Origin of the sequence: Euzebyella marina, from assembly GCF_003687485.1 — a bacterium.
GTDB classification, from domain to species: domain Bacteria; phylum Bacteroidota; class Bacteroidia; order Flavobacteriales; family Flavobacteriaceae; genus Euzebyella; species Euzebyella marina.
Map to the genome: position 1 here is coordinate 2,356,234 of NZ_CP032050.1, position 21,255 is coordinate 2,377,488.

Below are 21,255 nucleotides of genomic sequence, written 5' to 3' on the forward strand. Positions count from 1 at the left end.
ACGACTTCAACTTTCCAAGAAATGTTGGTTACTCAAAGCCGAATTTCTTTAAACCTTCGTGACTGATTTCGATAGCGTCTAAGGCTTCCATTCCATCAAAAGTCATGTCTTGTTCGACCATATAGAATTTCATGCCCGATTGATCTCTCTTGTCCCATATTTTTTTGAAATCAATTTGACCTTCACCTACGGGTGCAAACCTACCTTGATCATCCATATCTTTTACGTGCCAAATCTTAAAACGACCCGGATACTTTTCAAAATAGGCCAATGGGTCGGCACCTGCCTTGGTCACCCAATAAAGGTCCATTTGAAAGTTCACATATTTTGGGTCGCAGTTTTCCAAAAGATAGTCAATCGGTACTATACCGTTCGCATCTTTCATAAACTCAAAATCATGGTTATGATACAGTAACTGGAGACCTGCTTCGTCTGCCTTTTTTCCCAGTTCGTTGATAATATCGGCCAAGTCTTGTGGTGATCCTGTCATTCCCAATGTTCTGGTCTCAGGGTCAAATTTGAACATACCCATCGGAGGAACCGGAATAACAAAATATTCAAAACCCGCATCCTTCACATCTTTCATCATCTGTTCGGCATTCTCAAGGGTAACCGCACCTTGGTGAGTGCTTACAGGAGTCAACGAAAGCTCCGCTAGATAATTCTTGAATTCTTCCGGGCTCATTCCATAGAATTTACCTTCTTCATATCCTGCGGCTTCAATATAGGCATAACCTGCATCTGCCACCGATTGAAGGGTAGATTTGGCATTCTTGCCCATATCTTCTCTTACCGTGTAAAGTGCCAAACCACCATAATCTTCGTTCGAAACCTCCGTTTCCGGTTCGGCATCCACCTGTTCTTCGGCCTTCTTGGCGTTTTCCTTGCAAGAAATGATACTAACACCGATAAATAGTGCCAACATGTATTTTACTAAACTGGTTTTCATTGTTATTGAGTTTTAAATGTTTGAATTAATAAATAAGTTAATTTTTGATATGAAATTGATATTTTCCTGATACTAATTGAAGCTTAATTGCCTCTTCTTCTTCAGCTAGAATTTTTATTTCTTTTAGCTTGCCCACCTTCTTTTCGCTCTCACTAATATTCTTGATGTTGTCTGTTGAAATGAACAAAGTGGCAGTGGTATTAGCGGGGATTGTCACCTTATAATCCCATCCGTTTTCTGCCCATCGCCACTCACTCTCAATTTTACCGTACATAGAATCATAATGGCCTTTCGCCCATTTCATTTGTTTGGTAGGGTCGGGGGTAGGTTGAAGTATAATATGCTTGAATCCGGGCTCTTTTGGGTCACTTTGAATACCTAGGGAATAATTGTACATCCATGCGGCAACTGCGCCGAATGAATAGTGATTGAATGAATTCATGCTATTATTTCCGCCAAAACCATTTTCAACGGTATAAGAGTTAAGGCGCTCCCATATGGTGGTCGCACCATTCTCTACAGAGTAGAGCCAAGAGGGGTAGGTGGTTTGCTGCAATAGTTTATAAGCGGTCTCGTGCCTACCATTTTTTGACAAGGCATGGTTCAAAGATGCCGTGCCGATAAAACCGGTCATCAAACTATATTCGGGGCGTATTTGACCCAAATCATCGGTATTTTCACGATTGATGGTAGCCACCAAATGTTCAATACCTTTTTGATGGTTCTCTTCATTCAAAACACCCAAATTCAAGGGAATGGCATAGGAAGCCTGGGTATCGACAAAATCACCTTTTTCTTTTTGCATATCAGCAGGCAGGGGAGGACCAAAGCGAAGGCTTTGGTGGCCCAAATGCAATGTTTTTCCGGTTTGTGAATCTAGGTATGTAGCGTTTAAAAACGATTTGCGCTCATCATATCGTTTCTTAAAACTTTCCGCATCACTATCGTTGCCCAATAATTCTGCTACGTTGGATAGTATTTCCAGATTATAAAGGTGATACGATGCCCAAAAAAAAGTATCGTCATTTTTGTATCCCTCGGGGCTCAACCAATCGCCCAATGGCCCTTCGTTTAAAATTCCGCTCTCCGTATCGATTTTAGAATTGAGAAACTCCATATATTTTTTCATGGCGCCATAATGTTCTTGAAGCACCTCTAAATCGCCATACTGTAAGTACATTTCCCAAGGGATGATGATACCGGCACTGCCCCATAGCGTACCACCAAAGCCTCCACCAACGGGTGCTACATCGGTGAAGCGGCCTTCTTCAGTTTGAATATCTCTCATCGCCAATAGATGTCTTCGAAGAAATGGTTCTGCCTGGGTGAAATAGGTCGCTGCCTTAGAAAAAACATTGATGTCGCCACTCCATCCCATTCGTTCGTTTCGAGCCGGTGTATCGGTCGGTATCGACAGGAAATTACCACGAAGGGACCAAGTAATATTTTCCCAGAGTTTATTGACCAATTCGTTTGAGGTCTGATAGTTTGAGGCTAGCTCATCAATTGAACTAATTACTTGACCAGTGACCTTTTCAAGTGGTAGGGGTTCATTTATACCCGAGATTTCCAAAAAGCGATAGCCGTGAAAAGTGAAGCGCGGTGCAATTGTTTCATTACCTCCTTTTCTTATGTAAATGTCTTGTGCCAGTGCGGCACGAATGTTCTCTAGCATTACCATACCCACATTACTTCCATATTCCTCAAGGTCTGGATAAGTGACTTCGGAATAACGTAGGGTAATAGTATCGCCCTTGGAGCCACTGGGCAGTTCTATTTTTGGTACACCGACCATGTTTTGACCCATATCGTACACAAAAACACCCGGTCTTACTTCTTCGACGCTTTGTGCTTTTAAAGTTTTAACGACCTTGGCATTTCGGCCAATTTGCCCCATAAGTTTAAGAGAATCATAATTCAAATCATTATCCTGAAAAGTAGTACCCGTTAATGGAACTTGAACTGCCTTTTTCCAATTACTGTCATCGAAATTGGTAGTGCTCCAACCCTTAATGTTATCTTCTAGACGGGCATCGTAAACCTCGCCCTGAAAAAAACTTCCATAGGTGATGGGCCCAGAGGTGTACAGCTTCCAATCCGTATCGTTTGAAACGATATTTTGTTCTGACCCATCGGAGTAGGTTATAATCATTTGGGCAAGTAAAGAAGGCCTGTCTCCAAAGTAATTCCAGTTTTCGCCGGTATAGGTGATATTACCGCTCCACCAGCCTTCGCTCAACCAAGCTCCCAGCGCATTGGCTTCGCCATTTCTGACCATATCAGTTACATCGTATGTTTGGTACATATGGCTTTTGTTATATTGAGTGAGACCCGGGTTAAAGTAGTCGTCGCCAACACGATTGCCATTGAGGTAAATTTCATAAATACCCCTAGACGTTACATACAGCCGTGCTTTTGCAATGGATTTGTTCTCGCTGCTAAATGTGCTGCGTAGCATGGGAGTCCCATGTTTACTAGGGTTTTCCAATACGAGCATCGACCCCTTCTTTCCGCTGATTTCGTAACCATTTGGTGTTATGCTAAAAGCCTTGTCCGCTTTACTGTAGAAAATACTTTCCTTTTGAACGGAATCAAGATTTTCTTGAAAAAGTAGATTAGATGGACTTCTGTAATTTCTTATCTGAACGTTACTGAAAATAGCACTTTGGTCTTTGTCAACGGAGAAACCTATATCGCCCACCATCGGAAAACTGATGTAATCATTACCACGACCGACGGGATTCAGGTTAAAACCAACTTTACCCCTTGGGGGCGGAAATTGATCATCATTTGTAGAAACTTTGTTCTTTTCTTCAGTGCCATCTAGCCATACCTGAAAAAAGCCAAAAACGCACTCGGCATTGACGGTGTGAAGTTCATATTTATTACTGTCGTTGATAAGGTCTCTTGAAATTTCAAAGGAGCGGAAAGGCTCTGTTTTAGAATCTTCGGCAGAGTAACCGACCCGGTAAACGTTTAATCGGGCCATACCGGTTTCTGAACCGTTCAATTCTGAAATATCAAGCTCAAAAGCTATGTATGACTGGTCTTGTGAATTTTCAACACCTTGAATGTTCAAGTTTTTGTCCATAAGTCGAGGGTCGTTTCCACCTAACAAAAAGCTCGCTTTTGAACTTTTGGATTTCTGATCTAGCTTTATGGAATAACCGAATTTGAAAACGGATAGGTAATGGGAATTGAATACGAGGTCATCATCACCGCCTCCAATCCACTGGGCGCCATTCCATGCAGAAATATCAGTTTTCATTAGTCCGGTTTCGAAAGAAGATGAATTGGCGCTGGTTTCCCCGGTTTCGTCCCAAACAGTTACTGTATAATCGTATCGGGTGGTAGGGGCAAGTTGCTCACCTTCATATGCTATACCAACGGAATGGTGGTCATCGACTTTTCCCGAATCCCAAACAAAACGGCCTCTTTCATCGATGACCAATATTCGATAGGCCGATTGAGCTTGACCCCTTACGCCGTTTTTGGTAACCATTTGCCAACTAAAATGGGGCGTTTGTACGTCGATGCCTAAGGGCGTAGGTTGATATTCTACTTGTAGATGGTCAATGTTCGATTGGGCCCATACTATGGTTGTGGCAAAAAAAGCCAGTATAATCAAGTTGAGTTGAAATATTTTCATAAATAGTGCCTACGGCCTTGTTAGTGCTCTTTAAAACTGTACAGATAGGGCGCTTTATGTGCCCCGCCGGTAAAGAGTTTTTCATGACGCGTTAATATATCTTTATTCAGCATTTTTCGTTGAAAAGTGGTTCTTCTCAGCTTTTCGCCTAGTACGGTTTCATATACCATTTGCAGTTCTTTCATGGTAAACTTATCGGGTAAAAGGTTGATGCCTACCAGTTTATTTTCTAAGTTGTTACGAAGCACGTTTAAAGCTTTGAGCACAATAGCCTTATGATCCATCATAAGACTGGGTAGGTCATCAATAGAATACCAATTTATCGATTTTGAGAGTCTATCCGGCTTTGGGTTTACTTCATCAAAATTGATAAGCGCGTAATGGGCAATCGAAATGAACCGATCGAGTAGCCAATGACCGTCTTTAGGGTCGAAACCATTAGCTTCTAAAATTGTTCGCATGACCTCCGGTTTCGGTCTTTCAACATTACCGAAGGTATAAAACTGTTCCAAAAAGATATTCTTAAGCCCGGTTCGTTCTTCAAGCCCTCTTTTTACGGCATCATCAACGTTTTCATCTCTTTTGATAAAACCTCCTGGCAACGCAAAAAAAGAAGTGTTATCGTATTCTAACAAGAGTATTTTTAAACTTTTACCGTTAAAACCAAATATAACCAAATCATAGGCTATATGGGGTAGGTACTCATCGATACTGGGTAACGGTCTATTTTCCTTATTTGCCAAAAATCACTTTTTTTTCAAATGAAGCCCAAAATTCAATAAAAACAAAGTATTATTGTAACAAAATGAGACAATAATAGTAAAGGGTATGAAAAATTACATAATTCTTATAATGGTCGGTCTTGTAAGTACGCAAAATTTTAAAGCACAAGATTTAAATGCCTTTCCGGTGCAGGTAAAAATTGAACAGGGGGTTATAGAAGGTAATTATAATACGCACACGGGAATACAAACCTATTTTGGTGTGCCTTTTGCAAAGCCGCCCGTTGGTGATTTAAGGTGGAAGGCACCACAACCACTGGACAAATGGGAAGGTGTTAAAGAAACCAAACAATTTGGTCCGCGACCTATGCAGACCATGGTTTTTGGTGATATGAAGTCTCGTTCGAACGGTGTTAGTGAAGATTGTCTTTATTTGAATGTGTGGACCCCCGCTAAGAGAGATACCAAAAATCTTCCGGTTCTCGTTTATTTCTACGGAGGCGGAAATGTGGCAGGAGACGCTTCCGAACCACGATATGACGGTGAAAGTATGGCCAAGAAGGGTATGGTGGTTGTGACCACAAACTATCGCTTGAATATTTTTGGTTTCTTGGCACATCCTGAACTAACCAAAGAGGCATCTTACAAAGCTTCGGGCAATTACGGTATGCTAGACCAACATGCCGCCTTAAAATGGGTTCAAAAGAACATTTCGGTATTTGGCGGAGATTCGAGCAAAGTAACTATCGCTGGGGAGTCGGCCGGGTCGATAGGGGTAAGTGCCCAAATGGCCTCTCCTTTAAGCAAAAATTTAATAGCTGGGGCCATCGGCGAAAGCGGTGCAGCCATTCATCCTACAATGGCACCGGTATCTTTGGAGGAAGCTGAAAACCAAGGTGCCGAATTCGTAAAAAATGCTGGCTATTCAAGTATAGTAGATTTTAGAAAGTTAAGCACTAGAGAGGTCTATGAGATTTACAATGAATCTAAAAGATTCGGCTTTCCAATGGTCATTGACAATTACTTTTTACCCAAAAGCCTTCCAGAAATCTTCAATGCGAAAGAACAGGCCCAAGTTCCTCTTCTGTTAGGATGGAATTCAGCTGAAATACCTGGTATGGCATTTACTCAAGGCCCTTATACAAAAGAGCAATTTACCACAAAGGTGAGGGAGGTCTATCCTAAGAAATATAACGAGGTTTTAAAATTGTATCCTCATAATACGGAAAACGAAGTAGAACAGTCGGCGACCGATTTGGCCTCTGACCGGTTCATCGTATACAGCACTTGGAAATGGTTCGACCTGCATCGAAAAAACAGTGACCAACCGGTGTACCGTTATTTGTATAGCAAGCTTCGTCCACCTTTAAAAGACCAAAACTTGGCCTCAGGTTTGGCCGGTGGTACTGTATCTAAAGATTCGAATGCACCGAAAGCACCGGAGCCGATTGGTGCACCTCACGCCTGTGAAATAGAATACTGTATGGGAAACCTTCATTTGGTCGATGATTACGCATGGACGGCGGATGACTACAGGACTTCTGAGACCATGCAAAATTTCTTTGCCAACTTCATTATCAATGGAAACCCTAACGGTGAGAACCTTCCAGAATGGCCAAATGCCGATGCCAAGGATGCGGCCCCGCCAGTAATGGTTATCAATACAGAAAGTAAGTCGGTCGATGCTAAAAACGATGCGCGCTATTTATTTTTAGATGAGTCTTATAAAAACTAAAGGCGTTTGGTTAATTGGTGAATTTATGGCGATAATTCGAAGGTGTACATCCTTTTAAAGCCTTGAATTTTCTATTAAAATTGGCCATGTTGTTAAAACCACATTGTTCACAAATAGATGTGATGGCGCGTTCGGGTTCATTGACCAAAAGCTTGCAGGCATTCTCAATTCGTATTTCAATCAAGAATTGAAAGAAAGTTTTATTGGTTCTTTTTTTGAAGTACCTACAAAAGGCATTTTTACTTAGATGTGCTTCATCAGAAATTTGCTCTAGGGTTATTTGCTCCGAATAATGGTCCATGACAAATTTCAGCACATCACCCATTCGCTTTCCTTCAATGTCGGTATAGCTCTTTTTGTAGATAAAGTTCGACAAACGACTAGTTCTAGCCTTGGAAATAGTATCTAAAATCTTAAGTAAAATACCCAATTGTTCAATCTTATCGCTGTTGGGCAGCTTTTGAAACCATTCAATAATTTCGCTTTTGTGGCTAATCACTTTCGCTCCCATTTCGGCTTTTTCAAAAAAAGATTTGGTCGCTACCAAATCGGGCAAATTGAAAAATTCGTTTCCGAAAGAATTCTTGGCAAAGAAGAGGGTGAACATTTCTGAATCATCATCATTTATGGGCTCACTTTTAAAAACATGAGGTATGAGGCCACCGATTATAAGAATATCTCCCGAATTAAATTCATTGATAGAATCACCGACTATCAAAGTTCCGGTGCCTCTAACAATGTAGCTGATTTGAATTTCTTCATGTTGATGAAACTGCTCATAAAAAATATGCTCCCTATCGATTTGAAACACAAGACTTTCGTTCTTCGGCTTCGGAATATTAAACGGTAATGCCTTCAATGAATGATATTATATATGCGTTGAAGAGGGTTAAATTAATAAAAGAAGTGTAAAATAGTATGATTTATGTTGTTTTTTGATGGTCGAACTTATGAAATCAGATTCCTAATAATCCTTCTACTTTCGCCATTTGTACTTTTTCTGAAAAGGCAAGGGCAAGTCATTGAAAATAGTATCTTTGTTTCGGCTTTAGGGGTATTCCTTTTTTAAATGGAATTGAGAGAGTCCCTTTGAACCTGATTTGGTTGACACCAGCGTAGGGAAAAGTTCGTATCATCTTCTTCTTTATTTCTTCATCAAAGAGAGATACTACCTATTGCCATAATATTTAATTCAAAATAATTATGGACAGTACTACCCTTTGGAACCACATAGAATCTATTAGAGAAAAATCGCCTTTAGTGCACAACATAGCCAATTTTGTGGTGATGAACAATACGGCGAACGCTCTCTTGGCAACAGGCGCATCGCCCATTATGGCACATGCACATTCCGAAATACCGGAAATGGTAAATATCTGCCAGGCATCCGTAATCAATATCGGAACATTAGATGAATACTGGCAACAATCAATGTTTTTGGCAGCCGATAAGGCGAGCTCATTGGGCAAACCATTTGTGGTCGATCCGGTTGGTGCCGGAGCCACTAGTTTTAGAGATCAAACCTTATCGGAATTACTTAATTACAGACCGACGGTAGTTCGCGGTAATGCCTCAGAAATAATGGCATTGGCGAAACTGAATACAACGCCTACGAAAGGTGTTGACAGTACCGCCGAGAGCAATGAGGCCATTGAAGCCGGTTTAAGTATCAACGAAGCGTTCGGTTCGGTCGTTTGTATTTCCGGAAAAACGGATATTGTTCTTGACGGAAAAAAGAAGGTGTTTTTAAAGAACGGTCATGAGTTGATGACCAAGGTTACCGGTCTTGGTTGTTCTGCAACAGCGATTATCGGAGCTTTTATTGCGGTTATAGATAATAAACTAGAAGCCGTTTCTGCGGCAATGTCGTTAATGGCAGTGGCAGGAGAACTAGCTGCTAAAAATGCAGACGGACCTGGAAGTTTGCAGATGCACCTTTTGGATAAACTCCACAACCTAACCGCAGAAGAATTCTCCAGTCTGTTGAAATTCTCCGTAGAATGATAACTAATGCGTTTCCATACCGCCTTTACCTGGTTATTTCTGAAGAAAGCTGTTTGGGTAGAAATTTTCTGGAAGTTGCTGAACAAGCTGTACAAGGCGGTGTAGATATAGTGCAGTTAAGGGAGAAGGCCCTAAGCGATATTGAGTTTTTAGACAGGGCTTTACGACTAAAGGAGGTTTTAGTAAAGCACAATGTGCCCTTAATCATCAATGATAACTTAAATGTTGCCCGTAGGGTAGAGGCATTTGGTATTCATGTAGGCAATAATGACCTCTCACCAATTGAAATAAAATCACAGTGGTCATCACCTCATTGTCTCGGATACTCGATTGAGTATATAGAACAGCTTAATACCGAAAAGACTAAAATATCGGATTATCTAGGTATTAGCCCGGTATTCAGCACTGAGACCAAGACGGATACCGTTACAGAATGGAAACTAAATGGGGTATCGAAAATTAGGACTTTAACCGATAAGCCACTTGTGGCCATTGGTAATATGAACAAGCAAAATGCGGCGGAAGTTATACGTGCCGGCGCCGATTGCATTGCCGTTGTTTCTGCTATTTGTAAGGCCGAAAACCCGGTCTTGGCGGCCGAAATTTTGAGAAATGAAATAGAAAGAGCATTATGAAAAAATATAAATATCCCTCGGTGCTTAGCATTGCAGGTTTTGATGGAAGCGGTGGAGCCGGTCTACAGGCCGATATTAAGACCGCCTCTGCCTTAGGTTGTTACTCAACCTCGGTTTTGACGGCCCTTCCGGTTCAGAATACCATGGGAGTAAAGAATATATTTTCTATTCCCAATGCGGCTATTGAAGAACAATTGGCGACCATATTTGAAGATATCTTTCCAAATGCAATTAAAATAGGAATGGTGCATACCAGTGAACTGGTTCAAACCATAGTCAAAGCACTTCATTCGCATACGCAAGTGCCGGTCGTTTTTGATCCAGTGATGGTGGCCACAAGCGGCCACAAATTGATTGAAGATGATACCATTGAGGTGATTGCCAAACAATTGATTCCTTTGGCGCAATTGATAACCCCCAATCTAGATGAGGCAGCTATTTTGGCCGACATGAAAATTGAGAGTGTTGAAGACATGTATCGGGCCGGAAAGCGTATAATTGATTTAGGTGTACAAGGTTTATTGTTAAAGGGTGGCCATTTAAAAACAGAGCATCTTACTTCCTTATATTTTACTAAACAGGGAGAGGTACATGAATTTAGTTATCAAAAGTACGACACCAATAATACACATGGGTCGGGCTGTACCCTTTCTTCTGCTATTGCCAGTTATTTGGCGAGAGGAGAATCTATTTTAGAGGCCGTTGGTAAAGGTCAGGAATTTGTACATAAAGCTATTTATCACGGGAAGAATGTACAGGTAGGCCATGGCAACGGACCGTTAAACCATTTTTTTAATCCTGAAAAACTTATTAAAAATGAATTGGAGCGATAGCGCTTGGAAAACCATAGAACCTATCTACGATAAGATTATTGAAATGCCTTTTATCACCGAGTTGATGAATGGTGCCTTACCCTTGGAAAAGTTTCAATATTATATGGTTCAAGATGCCTTTTACCTAGACCATTTTGGTAGGGCTTTGGCTATAATTGGGGCAAGGGTCGATAAAGTAGAAGATAGTTTGGCATACATAAAATTCGCCGAAGGTGCTATTGTTGTCGAAAAAGCATTGCATGAATCGTATTTTGAAGAATTTCAGCAATATGAAAGAGGTAAGATTCAGCCAACATGCCACCACTATGGTCACTTTTTAAAAAGTACGGCCAGCTTAGATCAAGTTGAGGTAGCTATGGCCGCTGTTTTACCCTGTTTTTGGATTTATAAAAGAGTGGGAGATTATATTTACGAAAATCAGAAAAAAGAAGGGAATCCCTATCAAAAATGGATAGATACCTACGCGGGTGAAGAATTTGGCTTGATTACCCAACAAGCAATCAACATTACGGATGCAGCCGCAAAAGAGTTAACAAAAGCGCAACTGACAAAAATGACCGAAGCGTTTAAAACAGCGAGCCATCTTGAATATGAATTTTGGAACAGTGCGTACCATTTGAAAAAGTGGGAATAATTTTCAAATTGATTTTTTTTACTGTTAGGTAATCGGTTATTGATCAGTTAAATAAGGGTTTTGATTTTATGGTTGGAATACTTCTTTATCCCGCTTTTACAAAATTTTAAGCTATTTAAAGGCAACCTTTGCCCCAGGTTTTCATCTTGTACAAGAACTTAAAACTTGAACTTTTATATGAAAATCAGATTTAATTCAATTTCGTGGTTAGGGGTAGTTATGTTTGGCTTAGTAGGCTGTAACTCAGATAACGAGATTGAATGCCCAGAAGATTATACAGGGGCTTTGGCGGCAACTGAAGAGAAAATGGTAGGTGAATGGCTATTGACTGCAATCGTTTCGGAAGAAGAAATTGACCTTACAGACGATAGCGAAGAAAACCCTTCAACCGATATATATGCCCAATACAGCGATTGTCAAAGAGATGGGGCTTATACCTTTAGCAGTAACCGCGGTTACACTTTTGAACAGGGCCTTCGTGCTTCTGGTTGTGAGCGTCAGGTTGACTTGGCAGGTACTTGGCAATTGGCAAGCAATACCATTAGCCTAGTAGGCTCTTGTAATATTCAAAATTTGGCTATCGAATTTAATGAAGATTCTTCGGCCTTCAATTTCTCCGAAGTCTTTAATGTGACCAATGTGCAAGGTGCAACGGTTCAGACCGAGGTAACTTTTACTTACACCAAGCAGTAAAATAACTGTGCATAAAAATGAAAGGGGAATGGTTGACCAGACCTTCCCCTTTCTGCACATGACCTAAACCTAGATCTAACTTTTAGTAACCGGTTTTTTCAAGATTCTTTTGATTCGATTGTTTAATTGCCTTGAAATATTCAATATACAATCGAATACTGTTTTCAATAGGGTGTGCTACATAGGCTTTGTAATTGGCCATCCCCAGATGTATTCTATAAGAATTGAATACCAATACGTTCTCAATAGCTTCCGATAACGATTCGGGGCAATCGTGGGTGTAAACTTCGCTTCGGTAGCCCCATTCCTCTATAGCCCGGTTGAGGTTTTCGAAATACGGAAGCACTAGTGCTTTACCATGGCTTGCGGCAAATTGAATATCTTTTAGATTTTCGGTGTCTTTCATTTCAGGCAGAACGACCAAGGCAGATGGTTCAATGATGGCGGCCAGTTCTTCTCGATTTTTAACGTTCACAAAGTGAACATCGGGCATATGTTTGAATTTTCTTTGAACACTGTCTATATAGCCAGGGTTTTGAACACTTTCAGTACTTGCAATAATTACCTCTATATCTAAATTCTCTCTTCTTGCGCGAATGCGTTGTACAGCTTCCAGTAGATTGGCAAGTTTTCTGTCAGACCCAAACTCACCGAAGGTCAAAACCTGTTTTTTATCTCCCGAGAGACGATAATCCGGCTCGGGCATGCTATCAAAAGTTCCGAAAGGTACTTTGGCAACATTAGCGGCATCAAACTTTTCCTTTAGCAAATCGACCATTCTTTCTTTAGTAACGGCCACTAAATCTGAGGCAAGAACCATTTTAGTCAAGCTACGACCATATTTTTTACCCTTCGGCTCATTGAGTGTAAAACCTTTATAGTCCGAAATACTATTTGGTAGGGAATGTAATAGTGATATAGTGGCTATTCCGGTAACACGACTGAAAAAAGGAATCATAAAACCAAGGGTAGCTGGTATTTTCTTATTCCCGAATGTTAAGGACTCAAGGTTGAAGAAAACGGCATCCGGTTTGAACTGGAGTACCTTTTGGGTCACTTTAATAATATTTGAATAGCCGTTAAAACTCCAACATTGCTGAACGGTTACGGGGCAACCTTGTTCTGAAATTATAATTTGCTTTTTATGTTTTTCAGTCAATAGAATGATTTCAGATACTTCTGGTTGCATTCTAAAATGCTTTACAAGTTGCGAACCATATTCGGCAAGTTTTGATTCGCTCGGGGGATAGGCGGTCACGATTGCAAGTTTCATAGGTCAATTCTTTATTTGGGACATCAATTACTTGACTGAAACAAAGTTCCCACTTATGGCCGGGCAAAGGTGTTGTTTGATGACGGTTAGGGCCTAGGTGTAGACGAATGGTAAATTAGTGTAGCTTAGAAGCAATTTCATGATTGATCAAAAAACACATCGTAAATTCACTTATCCGATAATGTTGCATTTTATCTGAGAGGTGTAATTGAACAAAATAGAAACTGAAGCCCAAAATGGTTATTTAAAGAATAAAACTCAAGCAGTGGTCTACCTAATGGTTCTGCTATAGAAGAAGATTGCGTTGGCCGTTAAAAGTGCAACCATGGCAACTATTTGCAGTTGTACCACTAGATCCATACTACTATTGAAAATGCTCATTAGTAACATTTGAACAATACCTACAAGCACAGAAAAGAGAATGGGAAGGTACTCTCCTAAGAACATGAAATAATATGTGAAAATGTTGGCCATTATAAAAAGTGAAGTCGTTAAGGCATGTTGCCAAAGAAAGGAGGCCACTGATAAGTATTCCGGACCGAATAAATAATTAATAATCTGTTCAGGAAATAAGTAACAAACCATTAATAAACCCATTAGCAAGAGGGCGGTTCGCATGATGTATTTTTTAATGACCGTGGCCGTTAAGACGCCAGACTTCTTATAATTGACGAATTTGGTGGCAATCACGATTAAAAAAATCCAAGCGATTAAATAAATTCCCCTTCCGACCAACGCTATAGACGTATAAAGGGTAGCTTCTGTTTGGCTAAAATATTGTCTCACCAATAATATATCGCTATTCTTCAAAAAGATATGGGCGAGCTCGTAAGCGGCAATCAATAGCAATAAGAAGATTATTTTTTTGGTGTGCTCTCGAGATACTCTTTTTATGTTGCCAAAGAATAGCGGTTGAAGTTTCTTGGGCAAAACTTTCTTCATCATACAGACGGGAAATGCGATGCCTATTCCTAAAGAGATTCCGGCTTCCTGCAAAGTAAAGTACGCCGTGAAGTCTTCTGAAAAAAATAGAATACCTAAAACGGCAAGTAAGGCAAAAGTAATACGGCAACCCATGGTATTTGTTATTAGTGATGTTGAAGTTAGATTAAATAATCGCCCCAGTCTGCCCCAGGCAAGACGAATCAAAAATCCCAAAAAAATAAAATAGATTATTAGCGTAATGGTATGTGCCTTCAGCATAAAACTCTCCGGGCCCATTATGTGCCCCAGAAGAAGGTTGTATAGGTAGCTGCTTCCATTAGCTAGAAGCGCACTACCTATGATCAACCTTTCGGGGGAAGTTCTATTAATTTCCATATTATCAGTGTTCTCTGTTATCATTGAACAAGCGCTGTTCAGCAACCTGTTTGTCTAACAAATATCACTAGTAAACAATGCTTGAATAGAGAGAAATGGGTCAATGGAAATTTTCTGTAGACGAATGGATAATTTCTTTCTTTGAGCTATTTTTTGCCTACCAGATGATATAACCGCTAAAAAAATAAGCAACCAGATGCGCCTGACCTGGTTGCTTTAAAAGAGACTTGTGCACCGCTTTGAACCCAAATAAAAAAAGGGTGCTGTCTATAATCACTACCGAAAAACTTAATTTTTAATCACTTTGCCTTGATAGATTTTTCCATTTTCGGCATCTAAAACCGTAAATATGTAGATACCGTTTACCAGAGATGAGGCTTCTATCATGACAGTTCTACCTCCCGCTTGGGTATGCAACATTTTATGGTAAACCATGGCCCCTACGGTGTTTGTTAATCTTATTTCAACCTTTGAAGTTGATTTAGGTAGATCGATGCTGGTGTGTGTCGTAAACGGGTTGGGATAGTTTCGCACCTTTACTTCGTTGTTCTCTAATTCTTCTATGGTCTCTAAATCGGCTTCCGTGGTTTGTGCAACCTCGGTTTCTTCAAGTACCTCTTCTTCTGCGGGAGTGTAGCCTTCAGCGCTAAGAACCATAGAGTTGATTTTTAGGGAATACTCCTGATAGCCATGATAATCACCTTGTACCGAAAAAACAACTGATTTAATTTCGCTGAACTGAACTGGGTTTCCTGATTCGTCGGTGAAGTCTGAAAAATGTAGGCTTACTACCGACTCTTCATCGTGAACAGAAATTTGATGCCTTAATCGATTGCTCCAGTCCGCAGTGTTCTCCGTAACCAGGCTCACTTCTATGGGCGTATCATTTTCGATGCTGAACTGTAGGTAGCTGTAATCATCTACGCTTAGGTTACGGTCGCCGGCCAAGAGATTTCTAAAGATATTAATAGTTTCTTTTACTTCACCGTCGAGGGCTACCCCTCGCTCTACCATATAATTTTCAGATTTTTGAACGCTACCTTCGTGTTTGGTAATTTCAAAAGACCCTATCGAATCGGCCTGTGCATTATAATCAACACCCCACGGCCCATCTGCTAAATAAAGGGCATCGATTTGGGGAGAATTATCACCTTTTATCGAAATGCCTGCATCGAACAAGAAACCTGTGTCTACAATAACCTCTTCTTCCCAATTGCCGTTAAGCGAGATAGACTTTGAAAACTTGCTCAAACCAGACTGCTCAGTGGCTTTGTAATTTGAGTTTATATTCAATGATCTGGCTTTAGAAGAGTTCACCACATTCAAGTGTAGCTTTCCGTTCTTATAAAATCCGTTTTTGATAAAAACAGTTGGCAGAATATTTTCGGTCTTGAAGGGGTTCACCGCCTTTTCTTCGTTCAATTGTTCGATTATATGATTGACCATCGTACTAACCTGGCCCATACTATGACCCCATACCTGAAAGTTGATATAATCGCCGGCAGGATATTGGTCAAGATTCCAAAAGCTGTAAACTGTGTAATGGTCTGCGTCGATTTTTGCAGAAAAGAGTAGCGCATATTCCAAATCGCCATTTGCTCTTTCCAATTGAGTGTAGACCAATTCGTGACCCTGTAACTCTACCGTTCGCACGTCAAGAAGTTTTGAATCGTTAAGTCGATCGCAGATAGTCTTGGTATGGTTGTAAACGCCGTCTACGGTTTCAGTAGCAAGTGCGGCGGCAACGCGACCATAGCCTCTATAATAATCAATTGAAAATATGCGGCTGGCATTTGTGATTGCCAATAGGTCGTCAGGACTTGAAATATAGGTCGATTCATCACCGAACATTCCGGTCTCCGGAAAATAGGCATTTAAGCTTCCATCGATAGCGGCATTACCCTTATACGTTTTTTTGCTGTACTTGCTCTGGCGCTTTTGTGTGTTCTTAAAAGTATTGTTCTTATTTCTATCGAAGTTTCTCTTCGCTATCAATGAGGCCAAATCACCATTGCTTTCAAGACCACCGTCATTACCTGAACTAACATCGGTATGGTCGGTTATTTTATTGAAGTTGGTAGTTTTGATAGCCGTATATGGGTTGGCCGATATATAGAACAATGCATCATTAAAATCATTGTCACAGCTGGCGTAATCTCTTCTAATATCTTCAAAACCTAGAATAATTCTTTCATTATCAGGATCGTTCAAAAGAACGTTGTGATGTCTAAGATTTTCGAGTGGTTCAGGATTAAAGGCCGTTCCGGAATACAGTTGCCAAAGACCTGAGGTGACCTGTGAACCGTTCCAACCGTTCGCCAAAAGAACCCATCCGATACCGGTACCGGCAGAGAAAGTTCCTATTTTTACCTTGTGTCCGGCTTCTAAGCTACCACCTGAATTTTTGGCCGATACGTTCGGAAAGATAATGGTTATATCCTCTGGGCTTGGGGCTTGGGTTAAAGGGTTATTGATATCATAGGTATAGAAGCCTAAAACATTTCTGTAACCCGCACCCTCTGCTACGAAAGTTACCCATACATCTGCATTCTCGTTCAAGATAACATCAGTATCGTAGCCAGAGGTGATATACTGCGGGTTGTACTGAGGCACCGGAAAGCTCTCTGGAAGAGCGTCGGCAATCATGCTCAGCGTTTCGGGGGAAACCGAATCTTTTTCATCAAAATATTCTGGAGTTCCGTCAGCAGTGTAAGAACCCAAAAAATTATAGTTCTGGGCAGATGCAACACTAAAAGAAAGAACTGCTAGTAGGCAAAGTAAATATCTCTTCATCGGGTTAAGTCTTTGGATTTGGTGCTACGAATATCCGTTACTTAAAGGAAGAAAAATTGCCAGGATCGGTGGGTGGTAGTTTACCTATGGTGGATGGATATTATCCGTCGATTTATATTTTTTGAAAATAGGGTGTAATTCAAACTTTCAGTTTAGTGCTGAAAACTTTAAATGAAATGGAGTAGGAGGGGATTCTGGTTAGACCAAATTAAGCCTTCTCATGAGCTCCGGTCTATTCGAACGACTGATAGGTACGACGTTTTTACCTATCAACACGCTATTGTCTTCAATATCTATAATCTTGGTGAAGTTGATAATGAATGAGCGATGAATTTGTAAAAAGGTCTTCTCAGGAAGCTTTTCCTTTATTTTTTTAAGGGTGGTGTGTACTCGATGTGTATCTTTTTCAAGCTTAATTTCAATATAGTCACCTTTGGCCTCAATAACCTGAATATCGTTTAATTTAAGCTTTATCAACCTTCGGTCAATATTGATGTACAAATCATTTTCACTTGACGGCTCTTTTGGCTCGCTTTTCTCTATTTTCGGAGCACGGCTCATAACCTTTTCAAGCTTTACAATACATTTTTGAAAACGCTCTGGGGTAATCGGCTTAACGATATAATCGACTATGGCCTCATATTCATAAGCTTCGATGGCAAACTCAGTATCTGAAGTGGTCAGAACAATATGCGGCGGGTTCTTGAGGGTCTGCACAAAATCAACGCCTGTAAAGCCTGGCATATGAATGTCAAGAAATACCACGTCGACGGTATTCTGATTTAAAAATTTGATAGCTTCTACAGCACTTTCAAATTGTTCGATTACATTCAAATTAGACTCTTTGGAACAGAGTTGGGCTACTATTGCTCTAGCAGCTGCTTCATCATCAACTATTATGCAGTTCATAGTCAAGAAATTACCTACCGATATTATCTGTTTAAGTTACAAATAATATTTTGCTATTAACAAAATTAAACTACTTGCTACTAGACAAACGGTAAGAAAGCGGCTAGAATTGTGTTTCTTAAGTATTTGATTTAATAAATCGAGAAGGGCTTAAAGACTTGTGCACAATATAAACAGACGACCAGCAATTACGCCATTTAATTTCGGTAGTCAAGGTTTTGCTTCAAGTAAAAAAGAAGAAATAAAGAAATTTAAAATTTCCGAATCAAATTCGTTTAAACGGTTAGAAGGTCGTTAACTTCCCAATAAGCAAAAACCTTTCTCATTTTTTCGACGTAATCATCGTATTTAAGAGGTTTGGTTACATAACCTGCTATTCCGCTGCTGTAACAGTCCAGAAGATCATCCCTATTTTGAGAGGTGGTCAAAACCACAGAAGGAATGTTTTTGTAGCTGTTATCTTGCTTGATGGCTTTTAAAAATTCACAGCCATTCATACGTGGCATATTAAGATCGAGCAAAATAAGATCAGGTAGTCTGCTGCTATCTTTTAATTTGTTTAAGGCATCTTCACCGTTTTCAGCAAGTATAAGCTCATGCTTTAACTGCAGTTTGGCAAGGGTCCGTTTCATTTTCATGGTCTCTACTTGGTCGTCTTCTATAAAAAGTATTTTCATGGCGCAATTCATTAAGTGAATAACAAAGTACCTACATTCTTCATAGAAAAAATTCGATTTGTAGACGAATGGAAAATAAGTGTAGACGAATGGTAGTTAACCGACGTTGAGTAAAATTACTGTCAACTATAACGTTGTAGGTATATTCTTTCAAATACCTTAAAATTACTATAAATCAGTTAGTTGTGTTGTTTTTGATGGCTAGAGGGTTCGGGTAGTTATCCGACTCGTCTTCATCACGGTCATCAAGGCATACAAAGTCCTTTTCAATCAGAAGATACAAGCTTTCTCCGCTCGGTAAGCGGTAGTTTCCTTCAAAGCCCACCTTCGTCGTGTCGTTTGCCCAGTTTTTCGATTCTTCAAAAGGAATCAATACAGTAATCTTGTCATCTTTAAAATCGGCCTGCGGTCCAGTAATATGTGCGCTTGCACGTAATTCATAAACAAACTGTTGTGAAATGAACTCTGTAGTTTCAGTATACATTCCAGTTTCACAAAAAGTCTCCACTTCTGTACGCGTTAGGCGCAAGCGAACAGAATTTCCCTTTATTCTAATCTTCATTTGACTATGTATTTACAATTTCTTTATGTTCTGTTTTATAATTGATAGTAACCCTTGTGCCACTGCCTGGTTCTGAATTGATGAACAATCGACCATTGATGTAACTGATCCGTTCCTTCATATAAAAGAGTCCCATACCGCCACCTCCGTTGTTTTTTGGGGCGCTCGAAATCCTTTTGGGGTCAAATCCCTTTCCATCATCATCGATTACAACACTTAAAATACCTTCTTTGTAATTGATAGTCACCAAAATATAATTGGCCTGGGCGTATTTAATGGCGTTATTTACCGCCTCTTGTGTTACGCGATAAATATTGGTCTCTGCGAGGGAATCAAAACGAATATGGTCATCGGTTCTGTTTTCAAAAAGAATGTTCTTACCGGTCAGTTTTGCCAATTCTCCCGTCATTTTATGAAGGGCAGGAAAAAGGCCATGATCCCCCAGTTCTGGAGGAGTTAAATTAAAGGTTGCGGTGCGAATGCCCTTGATCAGGTCTGATGATAACGATTTGAGGTATTCAACTTTTTCGGTAGTCTTTTCAACATTTTCCGGGTCTATAGACTCTATATTGAACTTAAGTGCCGTAAGCATTTGCCCGATACCATCATGAATATCTTTGGCGATTCTTTTACGCTCTTGTTCTTGGCCCTCAACAATTTGGCTTGCCTGAATTTTCTTCTGGCGCATACGCTCCTCGAAGTTCTGTTGGGTAAGTTGTTCTACCTTTAAGGCATTTTCTTTTCGTTCGGTTATGTCTGAGCATAATATCAAAACGCTTTGTCGCTCGCTCGATTGATGCATAGGTACTATTGATACGTCAAGCCAGTAATGGTTGCCTTTCACGGTAACAATCTTAATCTCTTCGGTACGTATTACATTTTTTCTGTTGTTTTTGAGAATCTCTTTTAAATATTGCTGCTGCCCTTCTTCGGTGGTCAAAATTTCTGAGATGTGCTTTTTGATTTCGTTGGGTTTGAGATCGAGAAGTGTTAGAAATTTTTTACTGATGAAAACAATGCTTCCGTCTTGACGGGCACTGGCAAAAAGGGCGGCATTATCTATTACGAAATTTAATTCTTGTAAATCTTTGAGCGACTTTTCTTTTTCCAAGAACATGTTTTTGGTCTCTTTTGCCTGATTTTCAAACTTGCGGGTGCTCTCCACTAGACGGGCAATCGTTTTTCGTATTTGTAGGGATAGTGGCCTGAAAATGAAAATAATCTCCAGTAGTAAAATAAGTAATGAAATACCTAAGAGAACATATTCTTTTTGCTTAAGGTTTTCAAGTTGATGTTTACTTCTAATATCGTATTCGTTCACAATATTATCCATCAATAACAAAAAGGCCGACTCGTTATTTAAAACCCTCTCTGTAAGCGTTTTTAATTGCGCCTTTTCCAGTTTTTCATCACCATGTAATGCTATAACTTGGCGTGCAGCTGAGACCATCGCCTCATGGTGAGGATCTAATTCGCTAAATAATTCTAAAATTTCAGGATGGTTCTCAACCGGTAAATTAATGGAGTCGTTGCCTTTTTGAAGGGCCAAATGCGATATAGACCAAATTCTAACCGTTTCTTTCAGGTTGGCTATCTGTTCAGAAATTTCTTTGCTATTATCGGAGTTATTGATCAGTAGAACTTCTTTGGCCAATTTTTGACTATAGGCCCTCTGCCTTCCTGCTACATTGATGATTCTAGAATCACTCAATTGAGAATTTAAGTGGCTTTGAATAAGAATTTGGGCTACTACAATGGTCAAGGCTATACCGGCAAGTGCCAAAAGATACCATTTGCGAATACGTAAAAAGGTCGCATTATCAAGTGATTTATGGTACTTTTTTTCTTCCACCGAACCTCATTTAAT

17 protein-coding genes and 1 riboswitch are annotated in these 21,255 nt (G+C 40.1%); of the genes, 6 read left to right on the forward strand and 11 right to left on the reverse strand.

The genetic code is table 11. From position 1 onward, the window contains the following. Nucleotides 1-28: 28 nt before the first annotated feature. Genes D1013_RS10035 through D1013_RS10045 form a run of 3 tightly spaced genes read right to left on the reverse strand, consistent with a single transcriptional unit; the run spans nt 29 to nt 5,341 of the window. Nucleotides 29-949 carry a sugar phosphate isomerase/epimerase family protein gene (locus D1013_RS10035; RefSeq protein ID WP_121848700.1) on the reverse strand — a complete coding sequence of 307 codons (921 nt, stop codon included), beginning with the start codon at nt 947-949 and terminating at the stop codon, nt 29-31. Nucleotides 950-986: 37 nt separating this feature from the next. Then, on the reverse strand, nt 987-4,598 hold the full coding sequence (locus tag D1013_RS10040; RefSeq protein ID WP_121848701.1) for an alpha-L-rhamnosidase: 3,612 nt from the start codon (nt 4,596-4,598) through the stop codon (nt 987-989). 20 nt (nt 4,599-4,618) lie between these two features. Then, nucleotides 4,619-5,341 (reverse strand): NUDIX hydrolase, encoded by a 723-nt coding sequence (locus tag D1013_RS10045; protein WP_121848702.1) that lies wholly within the window; start codon nt 5,339-5,341, stop codon nt 4,619-4,621. A gap of 85 nt (nt 5,342-5,426) precedes the next feature. On the opposite strand from D1013_RS10045, the gene D1013_RS10050 reads away from it, so the two are divergent. After that, nucleotides 5,427-7,055, forward strand: a complete 1,629-nt coding sequence (locus D1013_RS10050; RefSeq protein ID WP_121848703.1) for a carboxylesterase/lipase family protein — start codon at nt 5,427-5,429, stop codon at nt 7,053-7,055. A 10-nt stretch (nt 7,056-7,065) separates the two neighbouring features. Here the strand turns inward: D1013_RS10050 and D1013_RS10055 are convergent, their stop codons facing one another. Next, nucleotides 7,066-7,914, reverse strand: coding sequence for an AraC family transcriptional regulator (locus D1013_RS10055; RefSeq protein ID WP_121848704.1), 849 nt, complete (start codon nt 7,912-7,914; stop codon nt 7,066-7,068). A 181-nt stretch (nt 7,915-8,095) separates the two neighbouring features. After that, nucleotides 8,096-8,194: riboswitch (TPP riboswitch) on the forward strand. Between the two features lie 64 nt (nt 8,195-8,258). Here D1013_RS10055 and thiM point away from each other — a divergent pair. The 5 genes from thiM (at nt 8,259) to D1013_RS10080 (ending at nt 11,854) form a co-directional block, all read left to right on the forward strand. Beyond that, nucleotides 8,259-9,059: a hydroxyethylthiazole kinase gene (thiM, locus tag D1013_RS10060; protein ID WP_121848705.1), complete on the forward strand. Its 801-nt coding sequence runs from the start codon at nt 8,259-8,261 to the stop codon at nt 9,057-9,059. Next, the gene (gene thiE / locus D1013_RS10065) at nt 9,056-9,694 is read left to right on the forward strand and encodes a thiamine phosphate synthase (protein ID WP_121848706.1); all 639 of its coding nucleotides are present in this window, start codon (nt 9,056-9,058) and stop codon (nt 9,692-9,694) included. Before thiM ends, thiE begins: the two co-directional genes overlap by 4 nt. Next, nucleotides 9,691-10,527: a bifunctional hydroxymethylpyrimidine kinase/phosphomethylpyrimidine kinase gene (gene thiD, locus D1013_RS10070; protein WP_121848707.1), complete on the forward strand. Its 837-nt coding sequence runs from the start codon at nt 9,691-9,693 to the stop codon at nt 10,525-10,527. The genes thiE and thiD overlap by 4 nt, the downstream gene beginning before the upstream one ends. Further along, the gene (gene tenA, locus D1013_RS10075; protein ID WP_121848708.1) at nt 10,511-11,161 is read left to right on the forward strand and encodes a thiaminase II; all 651 of its coding nucleotides are present in this window, start codon (nt 10,511-10,513) and stop codon (nt 11,159-11,161) included. Before thiD ends, tenA begins: the two co-directional genes overlap by 17 nt. 177 nt (nt 11,162-11,338) lie before the next feature. Then, a complete protein-coding gene (locus D1013_RS10080; RefSeq protein ID WP_121848709.1) occupies nt 11,339-11,854 on the forward strand; it encodes a DUF5004 domain-containing protein in 516 nt (171 codons plus the stop codon). Nucleotides 11,855-11,936: 82 nt separating this feature from the next. Here D1013_RS10080 and D1013_RS10085 read toward each other — a convergent pair whose 3' ends face one another. From D1013_RS10085 to D1013_RS10115, 7 genes are all read right to left on the reverse strand, one after another. Continuing rightward, on the reverse strand, nt 11,937-13,127 hold the full coding sequence (locus D1013_RS10085) for a glycosyltransferase family protein (RefSeq protein ID WP_121848710.1): 1,191 nt from the start codon (nt 13,125-13,127) through the stop codon (nt 11,937-11,939). Between the two features lie 270 nt (nt 13,128-13,397). After that, the gene (locus D1013_RS10090; RefSeq protein ID WP_121848711.1) at nt 13,398-14,471 is read right to left on the reverse strand and encodes a polysaccharide biosynthesis protein; all 1,074 of its coding nucleotides are present in this window, start codon (nt 14,469-14,471) and stop codon (nt 13,398-13,400) included. 264 nt (nt 14,472-14,735) lie between these two features. Beyond that, a complete protein-coding gene (locus D1013_RS10095; protein ID WP_121848712.1) occupies nt 14,736-17,240 on the reverse strand; it encodes a DUF4114 domain-containing protein in 2,505 nt (834 codons plus the stop codon). 198 nt (nt 17,241-17,438) lie between these two features. Beyond that, on the reverse strand, nt 17,439-18,149 hold the full coding sequence (locus D1013_RS10100) for a LytR/AlgR family response regulator transcription factor (RefSeq protein ID WP_121848713.1): 711 nt from the start codon (nt 18,147-18,149) through the stop codon (nt 17,439-17,441). A 275-nt stretch (nt 18,150-18,424) separates the two neighbouring features. Next, a complete protein-coding gene (locus tag D1013_RS10105; protein ID WP_121848714.1) occupies nt 18,425-18,826 on the reverse strand; it encodes a response regulator in 402 nt (133 codons plus the stop codon). Nucleotides 18,827-19,001: 175 nt separating this feature from the next. Next, nucleotides 19,002-19,388, reverse strand: a complete 387-nt coding sequence (locus tag D1013_RS10110; RefSeq protein ID WP_121848715.1) for a DUF7009 family protein — start codon at nt 19,386-19,388, stop codon at nt 19,002-19,004. A gap of 4 nt (nt 19,389-19,392) precedes the next feature. Continuing rightward, nucleotides 19,393-21,240, reverse strand: a complete 1,848-nt coding sequence (locus D1013_RS10115) for a sensor histidine kinase (RefSeq protein WP_121848716.1) — start codon at nt 21,238-21,240, stop codon at nt 19,393-19,395. Between the last annotated feature and the right edge of the window lie 15 nt (nt 21,241-21,255).